General features: G+C 36.9%; 19 protein-coding genes. 14 read left to right on the forward strand and 5 right to left on the reverse strand.

What is annotated here, in order from left to right; genetic code table 11:
• Positions 1-168 precede the first annotated feature (168 nt).
• The 7 genes from AEQSU_RS12360 (at position 169) to AEQSU_RS12390 (ending at position 6,445) form a co-directional block, all read left to right on the forward strand.
• The gene (locus tag AEQSU_RS12360; protein ID WP_014783205.1) at positions 169-936 is read left to right on the forward strand and encodes a tetratricopeptide repeat protein; all 768 of its coding nucleotides are present in this window, start codon (positions 169-171) and stop codon (positions 934-936) included.
• Complete coding sequence (gene ribH / locus AEQSU_RS12365; protein WP_014783206.1) at positions 937-1,434, forward strand: 6,7-dimethyl-8-ribityllumazine synthase; 498 nt, start codon at positions 937-939, stop codon at positions 1,432-1,434. It abuts the gene before it with no gap.
• A gap of 180 nt (positions 1,435-1,614) precedes the next feature.
• Positions 1,615-1,899 (forward strand): hypothetical protein, encoded by a 285-nt coding sequence (locus AEQSU_RS12370; protein WP_014783207.1) that lies wholly within the window; start codon positions 1,615-1,617, stop codon positions 1,897-1,899.
• Between the two features lie 6 nt (positions 1,900-1,905).
• On the forward strand, positions 1,906-3,750 hold the full coding sequence (gene mutL, locus AEQSU_RS12375; RefSeq protein ID WP_014783208.1) for a DNA mismatch repair endonuclease MutL: 1,845 nt from the start codon (positions 1,906-1,908) through the stop codon (positions 3,748-3,750).
• Between the two features lie 56 nt (positions 3,751-3,806).
• The gene (locus AEQSU_RS12380; RefSeq protein WP_014783209.1) at positions 3,807-4,547 is read left to right on the forward strand and encodes a rhomboid family intramembrane serine protease; all 741 of its coding nucleotides are present in this window, start codon (positions 3,807-3,809) and stop codon (positions 4,545-4,547) included.
• A gap of 2 nt (positions 4,548-4,549) precedes the next feature.
• The gene (locus AEQSU_RS12385) at positions 4,550-5,425 is read left to right on the forward strand and encodes a rhomboid family intramembrane serine protease (RefSeq protein ID WP_014783210.1); all 876 of its coding nucleotides are present in this window, start codon (positions 4,550-4,552) and stop codon (positions 5,423-5,425) included.
• A 3-nt stretch (positions 5,426-5,428) separates the two neighbouring features.
• Positions 5,429-6,445 (forward strand): endonuclease/exonuclease/phosphatase family protein, encoded by a 1,017-nt coding sequence (locus AEQSU_RS12390; protein ID WP_014783211.1) that lies wholly within the window; start codon positions 5,429-5,431, stop codon positions 6,443-6,445.
• A 112-nt stretch (positions 6,446-6,557) separates the two neighbouring features.
• On the opposite strand, the gene AEQSU_RS12395 is transcribed toward AEQSU_RS12390, so the two are convergent.
• Entirely contained in the window at positions 6,558-7,187 is a 630-nt protein-coding gene (locus AEQSU_RS12395; protein WP_014783212.1) for a WbqC family protein, read from the reverse strand.
• Positions 7,188-7,347: 160 nt separating this feature from the next.
• Here AEQSU_RS12395 and udk point away from each other — a divergent pair, with 160 nt between their 5' ends.
• The 7 genes from udk (at position 7,348) to AEQSU_RS12430 (ending at position 14,975) form a co-directional block, all read left to right on the forward strand.
• Positions 7,348-7,968, forward strand: a complete 621-nt coding sequence (udk, locus tag AEQSU_RS12400) for a uridine kinase (RefSeq protein ID WP_014783213.1) — start codon at positions 7,348-7,350, stop codon at positions 7,966-7,968.
• Complete coding sequence (locus AEQSU_RS12405; protein WP_014783214.1) at positions 7,965-8,297, forward strand: FtsB family cell division protein; 333 nt, start codon at positions 7,965-7,967, stop codon at positions 8,295-8,297. Before udk ends, AEQSU_RS12405 begins: the two co-directional genes overlap by 4 nt.
• Complete coding sequence (locus AEQSU_RS12410; protein ID WP_014783215.1) at positions 8,294-9,676, forward strand: methylmalonyl-CoA mutase subunit beta; 1,383 nt, start codon at positions 8,294-8,296, stop codon at positions 9,674-9,676. Before AEQSU_RS12405 ends, AEQSU_RS12410 begins: the two co-directional genes overlap by 4 nt.
• Positions 9,673-9,870 carry a hypothetical protein gene (locus AEQSU_RS12415; RefSeq protein ID WP_014783216.1) on the forward strand — a complete coding sequence of 66 codons (198 nt, stop codon included), beginning with the start codon at positions 9,673-9,675 and terminating at the stop codon, positions 9,868-9,870. The genes AEQSU_RS12410 and AEQSU_RS12415 overlap by 4 nt, the downstream gene beginning before the upstream one ends.
• Positions 9,852-12,032, forward strand: a complete 2,181-nt coding sequence (gene scpA, locus AEQSU_RS12420; protein ID WP_014783217.1) for a methylmalonyl-CoA mutase — start codon at positions 9,852-9,854, stop codon at positions 12,030-12,032. The genes AEQSU_RS12415 and scpA overlap by 19 nt, the downstream gene beginning before the upstream one ends.
• 27 nt (positions 12,033-12,059) lie before the next feature.
• Positions 12,060-14,069, forward strand: coding sequence for an ATP-dependent nuclease (locus AEQSU_RS12425; protein ID WP_014783218.1), 2,010 nt, complete (start codon positions 12,060-12,062; stop codon positions 14,067-14,069).
• A 243-nt stretch (positions 14,070-14,312) separates the two neighbouring features.
• Entirely contained in the window at positions 14,313-14,975 is a 663-nt protein-coding gene (locus AEQSU_RS12430; protein WP_042492477.1) for a hypothetical protein, read from the forward strand.
• A 389-nt stretch (positions 14,976-15,364) separates the two neighbouring features.
• On the opposite strand, the gene AEQSU_RS12435 is transcribed toward AEQSU_RS12430, so the two are convergent.
• From AEQSU_RS12435 to AEQSU_RS12450, 4 genes are all read right to left on the reverse strand, one after another.
• Entirely contained in the window at positions 15,365-16,459 is a 1,095-nt protein-coding gene (locus tag AEQSU_RS12435; RefSeq protein WP_014783220.1) for a T9SS type A sorting domain-containing protein, read from the reverse strand.
• Between the two features lie 194 nt (positions 16,460-16,653).
• Positions 16,654-17,964: a chloride channel protein gene (locus AEQSU_RS12440; protein ID WP_014783221.1), complete on the reverse strand. Its 1,311-nt coding sequence runs from the start codon at positions 17,962-17,964 to the stop codon at positions 16,654-16,656.
• 18 nt (positions 17,965-17,982) lie between these two features.
• Positions 17,983-18,564, reverse strand: a complete 582-nt coding sequence (locus tag AEQSU_RS12445; RefSeq protein WP_014783222.1) for a MiaE family protein — start codon at positions 18,562-18,564, stop codon at positions 17,983-17,985.
• A 173-nt stretch (positions 18,565-18,737) separates the two neighbouring features.
• A complete protein-coding gene (locus tag AEQSU_RS12450) occupies positions 18,738-20,537 on the reverse strand; it encodes a DNA polymerase III subunit gamma/tau (RefSeq protein WP_014783223.1) in 1,800 nt (599 codons plus the stop codon).
• Between the last annotated feature and the right edge of the window lie 63 nt (positions 20,538-20,600).

Here is a 20,600-nt window from a genome sequence, read left to right on the forward strand (position 1 = left end):
TTTTGTCTTAAGTGAAATACGAATTTGTTTAAACTTCTTCTAACTCTTTCAGTATTGACGGTCTATAAATGAAGAAATGTCGCTTTGCAAATTATTAAAAAATAAGAAATATTTATCCTTTCAAATTCCATTAAAAATTTTATTTTTGCGCCACTATATAATAAAACTATGGCAACGTACAATAAACGCGGAGGCAAACCAAAAAATAAAGCTGAAAAAGAATCTCAGATTGAGGACGGCAGCACAACTGCAGAAGTATTTAACACGCTAGATCAAGGCGCGTCGAGAACTGAGGCTTGGGTTGAAAAAAACCAAAAACCTATTTTAGGTTTTATTATCGTTGTGGCGGTTTGTGTTTTGGGATACTTCGCCTACACACAATATGTTAAAGGTCCAAAAGAAACTGAGGCAATGAACGAAATGTTCCAAGCACAGAACTATTGGGAGCAAGCTTTGACCGCTCCTGCAAAGGATTCACTTTACAATCTTTCACTACAAGGTGGCGAAGGAAAATACGGTTTTATTGATATTATCGATAATTACAGTGGAACAAAAGCGGCAAACCTTGCGCATTATTATGCAGGAATGGCTTACTTGAACACTAACAAATACCAAGATGCAATTGCGCAGTTGGATAAATTCAGCAGTGATGATGATATGTTAGCACCATTAGCAAAAGGCGCAATTGGCGATGCTTTTGTTCAATTGGGGCAAAATGAAGATGCTTTGAAATATTACGAAGAGGCTGCATCAATGCGAACTAACGATTTCACAACACCACGTTTTCTTTTGAAAGCTGGAATTGCAGCAATGTCTTTAAACCAAAATGACAAGGCATTGGCACATTTCAAAAAAATAGCTGACGATTATCCAAAAGCAACCGAAGCTGCAAAAGCTCAAATCTATACAGGTCGAGCGGAAGCAATGAAAAAATAAATGGCTACAGCAAATACAAATTTATCGGCTTACGATAAAAACACAATCCCAAACGCGAAGGACTTTCGGTTTGGGATTGTTGTTTCAGAATGGAATCACGACATAACCGAAGGTATGTTTCAAGGCGCTTTTGATGCTTTGAAAGATTGTGGAGCTATAAATGAAAACATAGTTCGATGGAACGTACCCGGAAGTTTTGAGCTTATTTACGGCTGCAAGCAAATGACCCAAAGCTACGATATGCTTGATGCCGTAATTGCAATAGGAAACGTTATTCAAGGCGAAACAAAACACTTCGACTATGTCTGTGAAGCTGTTGCTCAAGGCATAAAAGACCTTAATGTTCACGGAAACATTCCAGTAATTTTCTGTGTGCTTACAGACAACAACAAACAGCAATCCATAGACCGAAGCGGTGGCAAACACGGCAACAAGGGAACAGAAGCCGCGATCGCAGCAATAAAAATGGCGCAGCTTCGGAAGGATTCAAAGTTTTAGATTCAAGATTCAAGATTCAAAGTTCAAAGTTCAAAGTTCCGAATTCTGATTCACTGCGCACTGCAACTGAACACTAAACACTAAACACTGAACACTTCCTTGGTACAGTATTTGTTCAAAACCTATTCATAATTACTTTAGAAAACACACTATTTTCAGTAACTTTGAAGAACGACAATTATGGGGCTAATAGGCAAAAGAAAAAACAAAAAGTACGGTTATCAACCACGTCATTTTGAATCTGATGGTGAAAGTAGCCCGTTTGCAATGGGACATAAATTTGACCAATTCCGCACCTCTGTTGGCGACAACAAAGGTTTGAAAGGAAAATTTAAAACCGCTTGGACAGATTTAAGGGAATCTTCAGATAAAAACGCGAACCGAAGACTGATTGTTATAATTGCAGTACTTGTTCTACTTTTCTTGTTTATTATTGAATTCGATTTATCTATTTTCTACGCATAAATTTTAATGGCAGACATCATTCAGTTATTACCGGATCACGTTGCAAATCAAATTGCGGCAGGGGAGGTCGTTCAACGGCCTGCTTCGGTGGTAAAGGAATTGTTGGAAAACGCGATTGACGCAAAAGCAACTTCAATTACACTTGTAATTAAAGATGCTGGAAAAACCCTCGTTCAAGTTACTGATAATGGTTCTGGGATGAGCGTTACAGATGCGCGACTTAGTTTTGAGCGGCACGCAACTTCAAAAATAAAATCGGCTGAAGATCTTTTTAATCTTCACACAAAAGGCTTTCGTGGCGAGGCTTTGGCTTCCATCGCAGCAATTGCACACGTTGAGCTGAAAACCAAAACAGAAAATTCTGAAATTGGAACGCATTTAACGATTGAAGGCAGTAAAGTAATCTCTCAAGATCCTGCTGTTGTTCCGAAGGGAACGACAATTTCAGTAAAAAATCTTTTTTACAATATTCCCGCGAGAAGAAATTTTTTAAAAAGCAACCCCGTGGAAACCCGCCATATTATTGACGAATTTCATCGTGTGGCGTTGGCGCATCCGAGTGTAGCTTTTCAAATGCTTCACAATGGGAGTGATGTTTTTAACCTTCCATCTTCAAATTCCCGGCAACGGATTGTAAATATATTCGGAAGTAAAACCAATGAAAAACTGGTTCCCGTAAGTGAAGAAACTGAAATTCTGAAAATAGAAGGCTTCGTCCTAAAACCGGAATTTGGAAAAAAGAGCAGAGGAGAGCAGTTCTTTTTCGTTAATGACCGTTTTATAAAAAGTCCGTATTTGCATCACGCCGTGGCTTCGGCCTTTGAAGGCTTGGTGAAAAGCGATATTCATCCAGGGTATTTTTTGTTTTTGGAAGTAGATACACATTCCATAGACATCAACATTCACCCAACCAAAACTGAAATAAAGTTTGACGACGAGCATTCCATTTATGCAATGCTTCGCGCAACGGTAAAGCATAGTTTGGGACAATTCAATATAGCGCCAGTACTTGATTTTGAAAGAGACAAAGGTTTTGATACGCCTTATGAATACAGTAAAAAACAACCCACTTCGCCTTCAATAGAAGTAGATAGTGATTTTAATCCTTTTAAAGAAAAGTCGAAACAGGGCAATATTAATTTTCCCTTCAAAAGAGAAAATACTACTTCTTGGGAATCTTTATATGTAGGTTTGAAGGATGAAAACACTGTAGTTTCCAACATTGGCGATATTGAATTTGAGAGCGAAGAAGTAACGGGAAGTCTTTTTGAAAGTAATGACGTCGAAACTGGTCAAGTAACATTTCAACTTCAAAATAAATACATTATAAGTCCGTTGAAAAACGGAATGATGATAATTCATCAAAACTTGGCGCACCAACGTATTCTTTACGAAGAATTGTTGAAAAATATTACTGTGAAAGAAGCTGTGAGCCAGCAATTATTGTTTCCGCTGCGACTTCATTTTTCAAAACCAGATGTTGAAATCATTGAAAAAATTCGCGAACAGTTGGAAAACACGGGCTTTGTCTTTTCAGAATTGAAAGACGAAACTATTGAGATTAGCGGTATTCCTGTGCTGATACTAGAAAGTCATGTTGTAAATTTGCTCAGCCAATTGGTTCACGACATAAAAGAAGAAGTGCCTGATAGCGGTTTTAGTCAGAATGATATGCTTGCAAAATCAATGGCGGCTGGAATGGCAATAAGGACGGGAGTATCTTTGAATAAAGAAGAACGCGAACATTTGATAAACCAACTTTTTGCGTGTAAAGAACCAAGCGTGAGTCCAAACAATAAACTGGTCTTCACGACGATGGACTCGATTGATTTGGATAAAAAATTTATGTAAAACAAAGCCTTTATTTAGGCTGAAAAATTAGATTCCCGCCTTCGTGGGAAATTGCAATGGGAAAAATAACCGATACCGTAAAGTTTCTATTAATTCTGAATGTGCTCTTTTTTATAGGCACACAATTTACTGGCGGAATGGCGGACCGTCTTTTTGCATTATACTATTTTGAAAATCCGAATTTTCAGTTCTGGCAGCCATTGACGTCTATGTTTATGCACGCCAATTTTTTCCATATACTTTTTAATATGTATGCACTTTGGGCTTTTGGCTCACCGTTGGAAATGCGTTGGGGGCAGAAAAAGTTTCTTTTCTTTTACTTTTCCGCAGGATTGGGTTCGGCTTTGATTTATAGTTTGGTAAACTATTATTTCTTTCATGCCGGTTTTGATGCAATTGAAGCATTAGGCGGTTCTGCTACTGAGGTTTGGAATATGTTTAATAACACCTTGTCTCCTGGTTCATACAGAGAAATCCCAGGAATTGATCCCGGACTTTTAGAACGGTCATTTTCTGCTTGGAATGTACCGGCATTAGGAGCTTCTGGAGCTATTTATGGAGTGTTGGTGGCTTTTGGAATTATGTTTCCAAATGTAGAATTGATGCTAATTTTTCTGCCAATTCCAATAAAAGCGAAGTATTTTATTCCTGCAATAATATTGTTGGATTTAGTTCTTGGAATTACTGGAGCACCAACTGGAATAGCGCATTTTGCACACCTTGGCGGCGCGCTTTTCGGCTTCATTATGGCTTGGTATTGGAAGAAAAATAGTTTTGACAACCATCGCTGGAACTAACTATGGCAGCTACAAGTCTTTCATATAAATATAAAACGGCCAGCGTTTTGGTCAAGCTCATTATACTTAATGCAGCCGCGTTTTTGGTGGTTAGATTGGGTGCTTTCTTTTTAAGTATAACGCCGTTTAATTTCTCGCGTTGGTTTGTTTTAAGCGACGATTTTGACACACTTCTTTTTCGTCCGTGGACGTTAATTACTTATGGTTTTCTGCATTATGACTTCTTCCACATTTTGTTCAATATGCTTTGGTTATATTGGTTCGGGCAGTTCGTTTTGAACCTTTTTAACGGAAAACGATTGCTAACAGTTTATTTGCTTGGAGCGCTCTTTGGAGGATTGCTTTTTGTATTAGCATATAATCTTTTTCCAGTTTTTGCGGAAAGTAAGGGTTATTTGATAGGTGCTTCGGGAGCAGTTACGGCTATAATGATTTTTATTGCGACTTATACACCAAATACAGAAGTTCGCATTTTCACTTTCACTATAAAACTTTGGCATATTGCTGTGTTCCTTTTTCTTCTGGATTTAATTCGTATTCCAACTTCAGGAAATGCAGGTGGATTGATGGCGCACGTTGGTGGTGGTTTTTTCGGTTATATTTATGCTGTGCAACTTGCCAAAGGAAACGACATTGGTAAATGGTTTGAAAACTTTATGGATTGGATTGCCAATCTTTTTAAGCCACGTAACAAAAAGCCTTTCAAAAAAGTACATCGCACAACACATTCCCCGCAACAACGTTCTAAACCGAAAGACCTAAAATCTGACCATCAGAAAAAGGTGGATGTTATTTTAGACAAAATAGGTAAAAGCGGTTACGAAAGTTTGACGAAAGAGGAAAAAGACTTTTTGTTCAAGGCAGGAAAAGAAGACTAACTAATGCGGAAATCAATCAACAAATTTATTTATTGGGGCAACCTCCTTGTGGCGGTTTTATTGTTGATTTCGTTTATTTTGCCCTATTTACCGCCAAAAACTTTCCCCACACTTTCGTTGCTCAGTTTAGTGGTTTCATTGCTAATTGTCGCTAATCTTGGATTTGCTATTTATTGGGCGGTACAATTGAGACGTAGGTTTTTTATCTCGTTTACGGTTCTTTTTATATCCTATTTTTACTTCAACGTTTTTTATGAAGTTTCTTCTGATGGCGATATTACGAAATATGAAAACACGTTAGATGTGCTTTCATATAACGTTCGTCTTTTTAATGCGTATGAAAAGAATCCAGAAACCGATGCGGCTCAATTAATTTCAGAAATTCTAACCAAGGAAGACCCCGATGTTTTCTGTGTTCAAGAATATTACAAACCCAATAAAGTGGATTTCTCTAATTATCCGTATCAATATATAAACTTCAAATCTAAAAAAGCAAAGCTTGGTCACGCCATTTTTTCGAAATATCCGTTAATTAATACAGGCGGATTCAATTTTGCAGACACCTATAATAACACACTCTATGCAGATATTTTGAAGGGTAACGATACCATTCGTATTTACAGCATTCATTTGAATTCAATCGGCGTCCTTCCGCAGTTCAGCTATTTACAAAATACTGACAATTATAAGCTTAGAAGAAGAATGAGCAATGCCCTAAAAAAGCAACAAGAGCAAGTGGAAGTCATTTTGGAACACAAAAAGAAGACCAACCATCGCGTTATTGTTTGCGGCGATTTCAATAATACGCCGTTTTCATACAGTTACAGAAAACTCAAAGATGATATGAAAGACTCTTTCCGCGAACGTGGCAATGGTTTGGGAACCACTTTTAAGTTTGAAGGTTTCCCGATGCGGATAGATTATATTTTCGCTTCAAAAGGATTAGATATTATCTCTTTTGAGACCATGACGAAAACATTTTCAGACCATTATGCTGTGCGAGCTACTATGGGATGGTAGTTTTAATTAACGATTGATGTCCCGATAGCTGTCGGGAAACGATTGCTGAATTATGAAGTTAAAATTGACTGAGTTTTTTGAAAACGGAAACGATTTTGGTTTCTGAAAATTTTCATTCGTTTTCAAAAAGTACCGAAGCCTCTAAATAACTCAATGCATTAGGGCCTTCATTAAATAACAAGTCCAAAACGGAAAGATTCGGTAAAAACGGATGGTTTGCTTCGTGAACTTGGGTATAGATCTCCGCTTTGAAGTCTGACGTTCTTTTCGCATTAATCAAAAACCGTAGATCTGTTATTTCAGGATTCGTTTCATAAGAAAGGGTTTTTGAAAATTCGATTTCAATCCCAATCATTTCACATAAAGCTTCAAATATTTTTAAGTTGAATTCAATTAAATTCCCAATGGGTTCTTTGAAAAAATGTTCCAAATCGTCTTCGTAATATTCAAAAAAAGGTGAAGTGCGATAGGCGCTTTGAAGGCTTTTCCAATGATGTTCTTGCCACGGAAAATCGTTTTCAACCATCACGTTTTTTGTTTTTTTACGAATCCCCTTTTTATTGTGTTTTATGGGAATGTTCAAAAGTAATTTTCCGTTGCTATGCGCAATAAAAGTACGATTGCGATAGGTTTGCTTTTGATAATTATCTTCAACCTCAAAAACCACTTTATCAGCCTGTGCCACAGCTGCCATCTGTTCAATGGACGGAAAATAGGAGGGATGAAGAAGGATTGTTTTCATTTGAAAAATTACTAACTTCAAAAATAGAAAAGAAATTAGAGAAAAGTACAAAGAATACAGAAACAAGGATTAAATTGAAGAATTTTCAAAACCTGTAACTTGGAACCAGAAACAAGAAACTTGAAACCTTTTCCCTACCTTTGTGTAAACCAAAAAAATTATGCTCATAATTGGCATCGCCGGTGGCACCGGGAGCGGAAAAACTACAGTAGTGGCCCAAATAGTTGCGGAACTTCCTGAAGATGAAGTTTGCGTTATTTCACAGGATTCTTACTATCACGATACCAGCGATTTATCTTTTGAAGATCGCACTAAAATTAATTTTGACCATCCCAAAGCGATTGATTTTGATTTATTGGTAAGTCATTTAAAAGAACTTCGCGCTGGAAATTCCTTTGAACAACCAGTCTATTCCTTCGTGGAGCATAATAGAACAGGCGAAACAATTACAACCTTCCCTAAAAAGGTTATTATTGTAGAAGGGATTTTAATTTTGGCACATCCCGATATTCGGGAAATGTTCGATATAAAAATATTTGTTCACGCAGACAGTGACGAACGCTTAATACGAAGACTGAAGCGCGATATCGCCACTCGCGGTCGTGATTTAGAAGAGGTTCTAAATCGCTACCAAACCACTTTGAAACCGATGCACCAACAATTTATAGAACCAACCAAGGAATTTGCAGACATAATCATTCCTACGAATAGGTACAATACCGTTGCCGTGGACGTGATAAGAAGTATAATTCACCAAAAAATAAGCTATACAGAATCGTGAAATACTCAGAAATAAAAAAGAATAAATGGGTTCGGTTTATAAGCAATAAATATGTGCTTATTGTTGTCTTGTTCGTTGTTTGGATGTTTTTTTTTGATGCCAATTCCTATTTGATACATCACGAATTGGACAATGATATCAATGCTTTGGAAGACAATGCAGAATTTTATCAAATGGAAATAGACCACGATAAAAACTTTATCAAAAAAATGGAGGATAGTAGCGAGATGGAAAAATTTGCTCGGGAAAGATATTATCTGAAAAAGGAAAACGAAGACATTTATATTATTGAAAACGAAGACAGCATCAAAAAAGAAGAAAAGCGATGAGTAAATTTCTATTTGAAGATTTTGATGAAGTTTCCGCAAAACAGTGGAAGCAAAAGATACAATACGACCTAAAAGGAGCTGATTATAATGAAACTTTAGTTTGGAAAAGTCCAGAAGGCGTAAATGTAAAACCATTCTATCACGAAGATGATTTTCCGGAAGATTTCAGCCCAATTCCCGGTCAGCCACAATCTTGGAAAATAGCGCAAGAAATATTTATTGACGATGAAAAAATTGCTAATAACATTGCTATTGACGCTATAAATCGAGGCGCCGAATCAATCATTTTTTCTGCTGCGGAAGATTTTGAACCGAGAACAGTTTTTAAAGATTTTCAGTTTGAAACAGTTTCAATTTACTTCAACTTCACATTTCTTTCCGAAGCATTTTACAGCAAACTCATTAAATTCTTTTCAGATAAAAATGCAACAGTTCATTACAACATAGATTTAATAGGAAACCTCGCTCGCACTGGAAATTGGTTTCATAATCTAAAAAAGGATCACGAAATTCTGGATACTATTTTTCAGAAACATGAATCTGAAAACCTTCTTTCTGTCGATACGGGTTTATACCAAAATGCTGGCGCGAATTCTGTCCAACAATTGGCGTATGCTTTGGCACATGTAAATGAATATTTAAACCACGTATGTCAGCCTGAGCGCAGTCGAAGGCCTGCTGAAGTAATAACTTTCAATCTAGCAACAGGTCCAAACTACTTCTTCGAAATAGCAAAAATCCGTGCCCTAAGAAAATTATACGCAACCTTAGCAAGCGAATACGGAACAACAGAAACTTGCCATATAATTGCAACGCCTTCAAAACGCAACAAAACGCTTTATGATTACAACGTAAACCTATTGCGAAGCACCACAGAATGTATGAGTGCCGTTTTAGGCGGAGCGGACACCGTTTGCAACTTGCCGTATGACGCGCTTTACCACAAAAGCAATGAGTTTGGGGAACGTATTTCCCGAAATCAATTACTGATTTTAAAACACGAAAGTTATTTCGACACTGCAAGCAATCCCGCAGACGGAACTTATTATATTGAGAGCTTGACAGATGAATTAGCAGAAAAAGCACTTCAACTTTTCAAAGAAATTGAAAAAGGTGGCGGATTTCTTCATCAATTAAAGGAAGGATTAATTCAAAAGAAAATTAAAGAAAGCGCTGAAAAGGAACAGCAACTTTTTGACAGCGGCGCACTGAAATTGTTGGGAACAAATTATCACCCCAATAAAAATGATCGAATGAAAGACGATTTAGAACTTTTTCCATTCGTAAAACACAACCCAACCAAAACCCTAATTGCCCCGATTATTGAAAAAAGAATAGCTGAAATCACTGAACAAGAACGCTTAAATCAAGAATCATGAACAATCAAGTATTAGGAACCGTTGTAGGGATCATCTTTGTCGTCCTCGGCTTAGCGCTGCTCACTCGTTACAAAACATTATCAACTCACAAATATTTCCGCATCCTTATTGTGTTTGTATCAATATTGCTAATTTGTTTTGGAATATTTATGGGTTGGGAAAGCATTGAAAAAATATGGATAGGAGAAGTTTAGAACACGTTGAATTGAAAAAGACGGAAGACGGGAGACGGAAGACGGAAGGTGACCCTAACCTTGTTGAAGGGCGACCTGAAACTAGAAATCTGAAACCTGAAACTTTCTTGACTGCTGAAGAAATTTCAATAAAAAGGGAATATTCTGCAAAGGATTTAGAAAATTTAAAACATCTAAACTTCGTTGCTGGAATTGCGCCAAATCTTCGTGGGCCGTATTCTACGATGTATGTTCGGCGTCCGTGGACTATTCGGCAATACGCAGGTTTTTCTACTGCGGAAGATAGCAATGATTTTTATAGAAGAAACCTCGCCGCAGGCCAGAAAGGACTTTCGGTAGCTTTCGATCTTGCTACACACAGAGGTTACGACAGCGACCACGAAAGAGTAGAGGGCGATGTTGGTAAAGCAGGTGTAGCGATTGATAGCGTTGAGGATATGAAAATTCTTTTCGACCAGATTCCGCTCGATAAAATGAGTGTCTCGATGACGATGAACGGCGCCGTGCTTCCCATTATGGCGTTCTATATTGTTGCTGCGGAAGAGCAAGGCGTTTCCCCAAAAGATTTGGAAGGAACTATCCAAAACGATATTCTAAAGGAATTTATGGTGCGGAATACTTACATCTATCCGCCAACACCTTCAATGAAAATAATCAGCGATATTTTTGAATTCGCTTCTAAAAACATGCCTAAGTTCAACAGTATTTCTATCTCTGGCTACCATATGCAGGAAGCGGGAGCCACTGCAGATATTGAACTTGCGTACACTCTTGCCGATGGTTTGGAATACATCCGTAGCGGTATAAAAGCTGGAATGGATATAGATACTTTTGCCCCGCGACTCTCCTTCTTTTGGGGAATTGGGATGAATCACTTTATGGAAATCGCGAAGTTGCGAGCTGCCAGAATGCTTTGGGCTAAGATTGTAAAACAGTTTAACCCAAAAAACGAAAAATCACTTTCGCTACGTACGCATTGTCAAACCAGCGGTTGGAGCCTTACTGAACAAGACCCATTTAATAACGTAGCGCGAACCGTAATCGAAGCTACCGCCGCAGTTTTCGGGGGAACGCAATCTTTACACACAAATGCCTTGGATGAAGCCATAGCGCTGCCCACAGATTTCTCCGCGCGAATAGCAAGAAACACTCAGATTTTTCTTCAAACGGAAACCCAAATCACCAAAACGGTAGATCCGTGGGCGGGAAGTTATTATGTGGAAAGTCTTACCAACGAAATAGCCAACAAAGCTTGGGAACTAATTGAAGAAGTAGAAGAACTAGGCGGAATGACCAAAGCCATTGAGGCTGGAATTCCAAAACTGCGCATCGAGGAAGCTTCCGCAAGAAAGCAAGCGCGTATTGATAGCGGACAGGATATAATCGTGGGCGTAAATAAATACCGCCTCGCAAAAGAAGACCCTTTGCAAATTTTGGATGTGGACAACCAAAAAGTCCGCACCTCGCAGATTGAAAGGCTTAATCACATAAAAGCAACGCGCGACACTAAAAAGGTAGAAAAAGCCCTTGCAGATATTACCAAATGCGCAAAGACAGGTCAAGGAAATTTACTAGCTTTAGCCGTAGAAGCTGCCCGCCACAGGGCAACACTTGGCGAAATCTCTACCGCGATGGAAAAGGAATTCGGCAGGTATAAAGCACAAATTAGATCTTTTAGCGGCGTGTATAGTAAAGAAATTAAGAAAGACGAAAGTTTTGAAAAAGCAAGACAGATGGCAGACAAGTTCGCAGAACTGGAAGGCCGTCGTCCGCGTATTATGATTGCCAAAATGGGGCAAGACGGTCACGATCGTGGTGCAAAAGTAGTAGCCACAGGCTATGCCGATGTAGGTTTTGACGTAGATATTGGCCCATTGTTCCAAACGCCAGCAGAAGCCGCCAAACAAGCCGTAGAAAATGACGTGCACATTCTCGGCGTTTCTTCTTTAGCCGCAGGCCACAAAACTCTCGTTCCACAAGTAATAGAAGCCCTAAAAAAGTACGGCCGCGAAGATATTATGGTTATTGTAGGTGGCGTAATTCCACACCAAGATTATCAATATCTTTTTGATGCTGGTGCAGTTGCCGTTTATGGCCCGGGTACCCGCATTAGCGATGCTGCTATTGAGATGTTGGAGGTTTTGATTGCGGGGGTGGAGTGAAGCATCAAATTAATATACTGATATACTATGGGAAATAGCTTTGATATACTTCTTAATAATGATAATAGAGCCGAAATAAATAATATTATTGGAGCATATTTTTTAGAAGGGGAAGATTTACCGCTTTCATATATTCCTAATACTAATATCATCAATATTATAATTGGTTCCAATAATAGTGGAAAAAGTCGTTTTATGCGATATCTAATGCAATGCAAAAATCTTGTTGGAGTCAAAAGTTTAAAAAAGGTCGGCGAATCAATAACTGAGTACAATTCTATGGTAAATTCATTTAACGAAAACCATATTTCTATCCCCTTGAAAAATTTTCAAAATAGACCCCAGCGTTATTATTCCGGTGGGAAAGATCCAGAAAAAGAGAGACTGACTTTGTTAGCTTCGAACAAATTATCTGAACTTACCTCAGAATATCTAAATCTAAATTCGGAAATTATTGAGAATAGAAGAAGATATGATATATTTAATATTTATGGTGTTAAAGAGCCTTATTTTGATAATTATTCCGATATTAATGAGACTACAATAAAAAGTTTTGGAAACCCTATATGCTATTATATTCCAACCTTAAGAAGTGCACATTCCCTTTTTGAAAAAGATGGTGATTCTTTTTCAAAAATTGAAAAGGATATCTATTTAGAAACAATAAATAAATATTACAACTTTGATAGTAGTGAAGTAAATATATTTACCGGTTTACATTTATATAAAGAGATTTTAAATTCAAGAAATTCAAAACGTTCTATTAGGCAATCTTTTGAAAAATTCGAAAAGTTTATAAGTGAAAATTTTTTTGGTAATAAACAAATTGACATAGTTGCTGAATTTAATAAAGATGAAAGTCTTTCAGGAATTAATCATTCGGAAATTATCAGTGTTCATATAGAAGGAGAAAAAGAAACTAGAAAATTATATGAACTTGGAGATGGGATTCAAGCCATAATTATACTTATGTATAAAATTTTTATGGCTGAGAATGACGCGTTTATTTTTATTGATGAGCCAGAACTTAATTTGCATCCTGGAATGCAAAGATTATTTCTTGATCAAATAAGTTCAAACCAATTTCTAAAAAATAAAAATCTAGTATATTTCATTTCAACTCATTCGAATCATTTTCTTGATTTAACTCTTACTAAGGAACATACCTCAATTTATTCATTCTCTTCAAATTCTCTTGAAGATAATGATAATACATTCTCTATTCGTAATGTAAACGATGGTGATAATTCAATTTTAAAAAATTTAGGAGTAAATAACTCATCTGTTTTTTTAGCAAATTGTGGTATTTGGGTCGAAGGTATTTCAGATAGAAATTACATCAAAGCATTTCTCAAATCATATATAGCATCCTTAGGGAAAAAAATTCACGTATTAAAAGAGGATATAGATTATGCTTTTTTCGAATACGCAGGTTCAAATATTGATCATTATTTATTTGAGGAATTTTCTTCAAGCGACTCCTCCCAAGTAATTTCAGACATAAATGCTTTAGCATTGAACAATCGAATTTTTTTGTTAGCAGATTCTGACAACGCGAAAAAATCATCAAAAAAAGGGATTCGGTTAAATGAATTGGAAGAGATGAAAAGGGAGAATTTTTTCCCTTACGTAATTTGGAATGTTAGAGAAATAGAAAATCTTATGACTAAAGATATTTGGAAAAAAACCCTTATTTCAATTTGTAAAAAAGAGCTTGTAAAGAAATATGAAGAAAAAATTAATGATAAAATTGAAATTGCCATAAATGATATTAATCCTTCTAATTACCAAAAACAGTATATAGGAGAATTTTTAAATGACCTTAATCAAAGACTTGGAAAATTAGATGGTAAAAACATTTTAAATGAATCTGCTTATGAAAAGAAAGTTAAAGGTTTTGGAACCCTAATTAACAAACGTGAGTTGAGCGAATTGATTCTTGAGAAAAATTTTAAATGGGAAGTATTTCAAAAGAATCAAGAAATTGTTAAACTCACCGAAAGTATCTATGAGTTTATTATTTCCAATAAATTATAGTCTCCCCAATACCACAAACATCTGCACGTGTCTATTCCTCCAAAACCCTTTTAAAGTTTAAACCCATAATTTCAAAGACACTATCTTTTTTTCATCATTGGCTTCTCTGGAAAATTTGAGACTTCAATGGAAAGGATTATTTTTAGAAAACCAATTTCGATTTATAATTGGAGTATTTTTGCCGAGATTCGTTACAGCTCATTTGTAAAACTTAGGCTTTCATTTATTAAAATTATAAAACTTATGAAAATACATATTAAGATTACCGATTTAAAAAAGGTCAGCGAGCTGGATTTTTATTGGAAAAATGCTGATTATAAAAACCTTCTTAAAGAATTTGGCTATCCTGATGTGGAAGCTATTGCAGAAAATGAACTTCTGGACTATCTATTTTTGGCTATTTTAGATTATAATCCGGCAGAAGCTGCAGCGGTTATTTTGACCTATAAAATGAGTGATAAATTAAACGAGGGTCAGATTCGAAACTTGGCCAATGAAATGTTATTGGATAAGTTAGCGGAAGAATATCCAGACCCGGCGCTACATTTTGATATATTTAATATAAATCAATTTTTGCGAAAAGCATATAACGGTTCATTTCCAGATACAGAAGCAACCATTATTACCGCAGAAATTCATGGAATCGGTGAGGAAGATGAAATGACAAAGGAGATCCTTATCAAAGGGTTGTCTAATGGATTAAGGGAAAGCAATTTAGTGAAAAGACTTTATGGTGATCAATTAAACGGCAATTTACCATTTGAGGACGCTGGAAAGGTTATTTGGCATTTTAGGAAATTATCTGAAAATGAGGTAGAAATCATTACGTCAAATTATTTGATTGCCAGAGAAGACTTCGGTTTAATGGAGTTTGAGGCGGAGTTAAAATATTTTGAGGAAGATTAAGAAGAAACCGCCGCTAACGCGAGCGTACCGCTCGTGACTACGCAACAATCATTCACATCTCAGAATCCACGACTAATTAAATCTTCCTAAAATATTTCGTTATCTTTAATAGCAATAATTAAAGCAAGCAAAATGGAGATTAAATTCCAAACCAACGAAGAAAGCAACCGTCAGCAAGAAGAAGCCTTCTTAAAAACTCTCAAAATCTGAAAGAGTATGGCGTTTTTTTGAGTTAATGCAGAAAAGCAAAAGTCTTCTTCCTGTTAAAGAAAATCTAGCGAATTCGAAGAACTTCGTTATAAAAATTAAGCTATAAAAGCTTTGCTAATGTATATTTACAAGAGTTTGTAACTATAATACTAACAAATTTACAAACTCACAAACTCACATTAATCCTTTACAATCTTCAAAGTCTCATTCTCCAATCTTACATAATAAACCCCTTTCGCAAAATTTGAAAAATCAATCTGCTTTTCATTTGGCGTAATTTCACCAAATTTTAATAATTGCCCTAATGAAGAATATACTTTAAATGGTGTAGCATTCTGAATATTCACAGTTATAAAGTTTTGTGTTGGGTTCGGAAATACGCTTACTTTAAAGTCATTTTCAGCAATACCAATTAACTCACATTCAAAACTAGATAGAACTTTAGAAGCTGCTGGAGGGTTTACCAAGAGTTCATCAGTTAATAGCGGGCAATAGCAGTTATTTTCATCTACAAATAATTTTAGCCACGACAGTGCAATTTTTCCAACGGCACCATTACCGCCGTTTGGCGTATTGGCTACGGAATGGTTTCCGTTTTTAACTTCAAAAAGTAATTTGTCTGTTGTATTTGGAGTAGCGGCATAATGAAGGTCTGCGTGTTGCGCAGGCGGTGCTGTAGGATCAAATTCACCACTAAAAATTAATACAGGGCTGTCGTGATTTAACGAAGGATTGGGTAACCACGGGCACAAAGCAACCACACCTTTAATTGTGTTGTCTAGAACTGCCGCGCGTTGCGCACCACCGCCGCCCATAGACCAACCACTTACTGCAAATTTATCTACATCCAGCATGTTTTCTAGAGGAGAAGAGCTTCTATTGTTTTCTTGACGCATTGTTTCCAAAGCATCTATGAGCGCTACGGCTCTTTCTTCTGGAAATTCAAAAGGAGAATTAGTTCCAATAATTATGGTTACAATGCCGTGGGATGCGTAAAACGGACCCCATTCTTCAACACTTGAAGGCGCCGCTGTAAAGCCCGGAACAATGGCGATACTCATAAAAGGAGGAGAAGCATTGGTTGGATAATATACGGTAGCATCCTTGTAATTTGGACCATTTCTTAAGCCATCAGCTTCGGTAAGCGTGGCAACGTCATAAGGCCCTGGATTTGTTAAGCTTGCAACCGTTACATCGTCGCATTGCGCGAATAGCGTGTTTGGTGCTATTGAAGTCAGTAAAAAGAAAAGTGCTATTGCGTATAATTTTTTCATATAAATATTTTAAACTTCCATTTGAAGTATGGAAAAGTAAACTTTTTAAAATTCTTAACAAAACATTAAAATCCTAAATCGCTTCCAAAAAAATTGATAGAATAAAAAATTAAAGAGGTTTTAAATATGAAAGCGCAATTTCATTCAGCTTAAAGTAAATATGACTAACAGAAAATTCTCTTGAAATAAATTCTTTAATCTAAATTTTTCCAACGATTCTTTTTGGCTTTCTTAAGTTCTTTATCATCCATCTGTGCTCCAATAAACGGAATACGCGGTGCAAGAAAATAACCAGTTAAACTCGCGAAAAGTATAGGAATAAAGTATGTAAAACCAGTAAGCGTTGCTAGAAGAATGGTAGTACTCATAGGCGTTCGCGTTACGCAAGAGTTAATTGCTGCCATACAACTTACTATAGTTAATGATAAGCTGATAGATGGAAAAATACTGTGAATTAACAAACCAAGCGCAGTTCCGCAGAAAAATAACGGAATGATAAATCCGCCACGCCAGCCGGATGTCACGGTTATAGCGATGGCAATAATTTTAAAAATAAGTACTGCCGCTAAGAATTCCATGGTAAGATCGTCAGTAATTAGATTATTGATCTCAAAATGACTGAAATAGCGTGTTAGTGGAATATAAAAAGCAATAGTTCCCAAGAGCAAACCTCCAATTAGCGTGTGGACAAAAATAGGTGCTTTTAACTTTCCGAATAGATTTTTGAAGAATTTAGTACAGAAAATAAAGCCCCAACCAACAACGGTTGCAATAACTGCGAAAAACACTGCCCAGCCAAAGTCAAAAACAGTTGCCATTTCGTAAGCAGGAAGATCCCAAGCTGGTCCTAGACCTAAATGTACGATAACTGCGAAAACAACATAACTGAAACCACTTGCTACCAATGCGGGAATAATGGCTTGATAATATTCCACGGCGTGTTTGTGATGGAGAATTTCCAAAGAAAAAAGACTTCCGCCAAGCGGAGCGCCAAACAGCGCTGTAAAACCGGAAGCCATTCCTGCAATACTTAAAGACCGCAATTCTTCTCCTTTTAAACGGAAAATCTTGCCCATCCAAGTTCCAGTTGATCCAGTTACTTGCACTAAGGGAGATTCTGGCCCTAAACTTCCGCCAGAAGCAACGCAAAGCAAAGAGGAAAGTATCATGGAAGGATTGTTTTTAGGATCCAGTTTTCCTTTGTTGAAACGAATGTTGTTCACAATCAGTTGCATTTCGCCTGGATCGCCAATAAAATAGATTATCAAGCCTGCTAAGAGCCCACAAATGGCCATTACAGGAATAACGAGCCAACCTTGATATACTGCCAAAAAATCTGTTAGATACATCAACACAACCCAATAGCTACCTGAAATGAGTCCCCCAATAAGTCCAACCGCGGCCCAAAGAATAAACATTCTGCTAAAAACAAAGGGATTGAACCGAATGGGACGATCCAGAATGTCAGTATATTTAACGAGTTTTCTTCTTCTTTTCAGTTTCATTTTGAAGACTTAAAAAAATTATCCGTGAATGGATTGATGTTTACTGAGGCTTTTCATTACTTCGGCTTCAAAGGTAAGAAGTTCGTTCCACTTTTTATCCACTTCTTCTCTATCACCGTATTGGCGGGCAAAACCTAAAAACATCGTGTAATGGTTTGCTTCACTTACCATCAATTTTCTATAGAATTCGGCAAGTTCTTTGTCTTCCAGTTGCTCGCTTAAAAGTCGAAAACGTTCGCAACTTCTGGCTTCAATTAATGCTGCATAAAGCAACCTGTGAACAAGCTGTGTGGTTCTACTTCCGCCTTTTGGAAAGAATTGTATCACTTGCATCACATATTCGTCTTTTCTATCGCGGCCCAAAACCCAGCCATTTTCGAGGATTCTGTCGTGTACCATTTTAAAATGGCTTATTTCTTCTTTTACCAAAGCAATCATTTCCTGAATTAAATCTGTGTATTCCGGAAAACTCACAATCAAAGAAACCGCTGTTGAAGCAGCTTTCTGTTCGCACCAAGCGTGATCCGTAAGAATGTCTTCTATATTTTTTTCAACAATATTCACCCATCGTGGGTCTGTGGGAAGTTTTAAGCCTAACATAAAAATAGTTTGTGGTTTGTGGTTTAAAAGGTTTCAGGTTCTTCGGGAACGATTTATAATTGAGGATTTTTTGATTAACGATTAACGATTAACGATTAACGATTGCTGATTTTGATTTTTGAAATTTGTTTTTTATTTGGAATTTGGTGATTGATATTTGGAATTTTTAAAAGTTATATATCCAAATCAAACTCTTTCCGAAGTTTTTCAATCAACGGATTCATTTCTTTCATTTTTTCAAATTTTTCTCGAGTTGTATAAGCGTACTTTTTTTCAGCGGTTTCGTTTACGGTTATGTCTAAATCTATGTTGTAATTCTGAAGTTTTTCACGTAGAAAACCGAGCAATTCATACTTGGCGCGTTCCACTTCAGTTTTTATAGTATGATTTGGAAATTCAAGATGAATGATGGAACCGTCCAACTTTGGAACGCCCATTGTTAAATGTGAAAGCAGGTTGTATTTTCCGTCGCTTTCAACAGTATTGGTATATTCCGTCCAAGCGGCCTGCATTTCTTCTTCTGAAAAATCTGTAACAGGAAGGTTTTCAGTATCAGGTTGGTTTGCAACCATTTCTTGTTTTATCTCCTGCTTTTTTTGAATGCTTTTAAGCGAAAGGGCAGAAACCTTTTTTGCGTTGCGTTCCGCTAGAATTTGAGGACGCTCAATTACCTTGGTAGCTTCTCGGTTTTCGGTTTTCGTTTCTCCGCTGTCTGTTTTTGGTTGTGTGTTTTCAATGCCAAGTTCTTCGGAAGTTTCGCTTACTTTTTCTACTTCAACTTCAGCTTCAACTTTATTTAAAGATTGAGGTTTAATACTTCCAGCAGAAGTTATCTTTTCTGAAGAATTCTTTTCACTCTTAAAATAGGAGGGAGGAATTACGAAACGTTGGTTGCTATTGGAATTTTTTTTTTCGCCCTGAAAAGTTAGGGAAGCAAGCTGCAGTAAGCAAAGTTCAACTAAAAGCCGTTGGTTTTGACTGTTTTTGTATTTAAGATCGCAAGTGTTTGCAATCTCAATTCCGTCAATCAAAAACTTTGTACTGGTTTTTTGCGATTGCTCAAAATACATTGTTTTTACCTGTTCGCCAACTTCTAAAAGTTCAATTGTTTCTTGGTTTTTGGAAACCAACAGATCGCGGAAGTGGGAGGCAAGCCCCATAATAAAATGATGTCCATCAAAACCTTTTGAAAGTATATCGTTGAATGTAACCAAAACCTGCGGAATGTTATTTTCCAAAATCAAATCCGTAATTTGGAAATACCACGTATAATCCAGCACGTTTAAGTTTTCGGTAACGGCTTCTCGAGTAAGATTTTTTCCAGCGAAACTAACTACTCTATCAAAAATAGAAAGCGCATCACGCAAGGCACCATCTGCTTTTTGGGCGATTATGTGTAATGCGTCATCTTCAGCTTCTATTCCTTCGGCTTTGGCAACTTCGGCCAAATGTTCCTTAATATCACGAACGCCAATTCTTCTAAAATCAAAAATCTGGCAGCGTGAAAGTATAGTTGGAATTATTTTGTGTTTTTCGGTAGTTGCCAAGATGAAAATGGCGTGTTTTGGCGGCTCTTCCAAAGTCTTCAAAAAAGCGTTGAAAGCTGCGGAGGATAACATATGAACCTCGTCAATAATATATACTTTGTAATTTCCTACTTGCGGCGGAATCCGAACTTGGTCTATCAAATTCCGAATATCATCTACGGAATTGTTTGAAGCTGCATCTAGTTCAAAAATATTGAAAGCGAAATCTTCGTCTTCCTTTTCAGTGCCGTCTTGATTTATTTTCTTGGCAAGAATCCGTGCGCAGGTCGTTTTACCAACACCACGTGGTCCTGTAAAAAGCAACGCTTGTGCAAGATGGTTGTTTTCAATGGCGTTTTCCAAAGTATTGGTAATAGCCTGTTGCCCTACAACGTCTTTAAAAACGGCGGGACGATACTTTCGGGCAGATACGATGAAGGGTTCCATTTTTTTAGTGGTCAGTTTTCAGTGTTCAGAAATTAGTTGCTGAAACATTCAATATTGACCGGG

Origin of the sequence: Aequorivita sublithincola DSM 14238, assembly GCF_000265385.1 — a bacterium.
GTDB classification, from domain to species: Bacteria; Bacteroidota; Bacteroidia; order Flavobacteriales; family Flavobacteriaceae; genus Aequorivita; species Aequorivita sublithincola.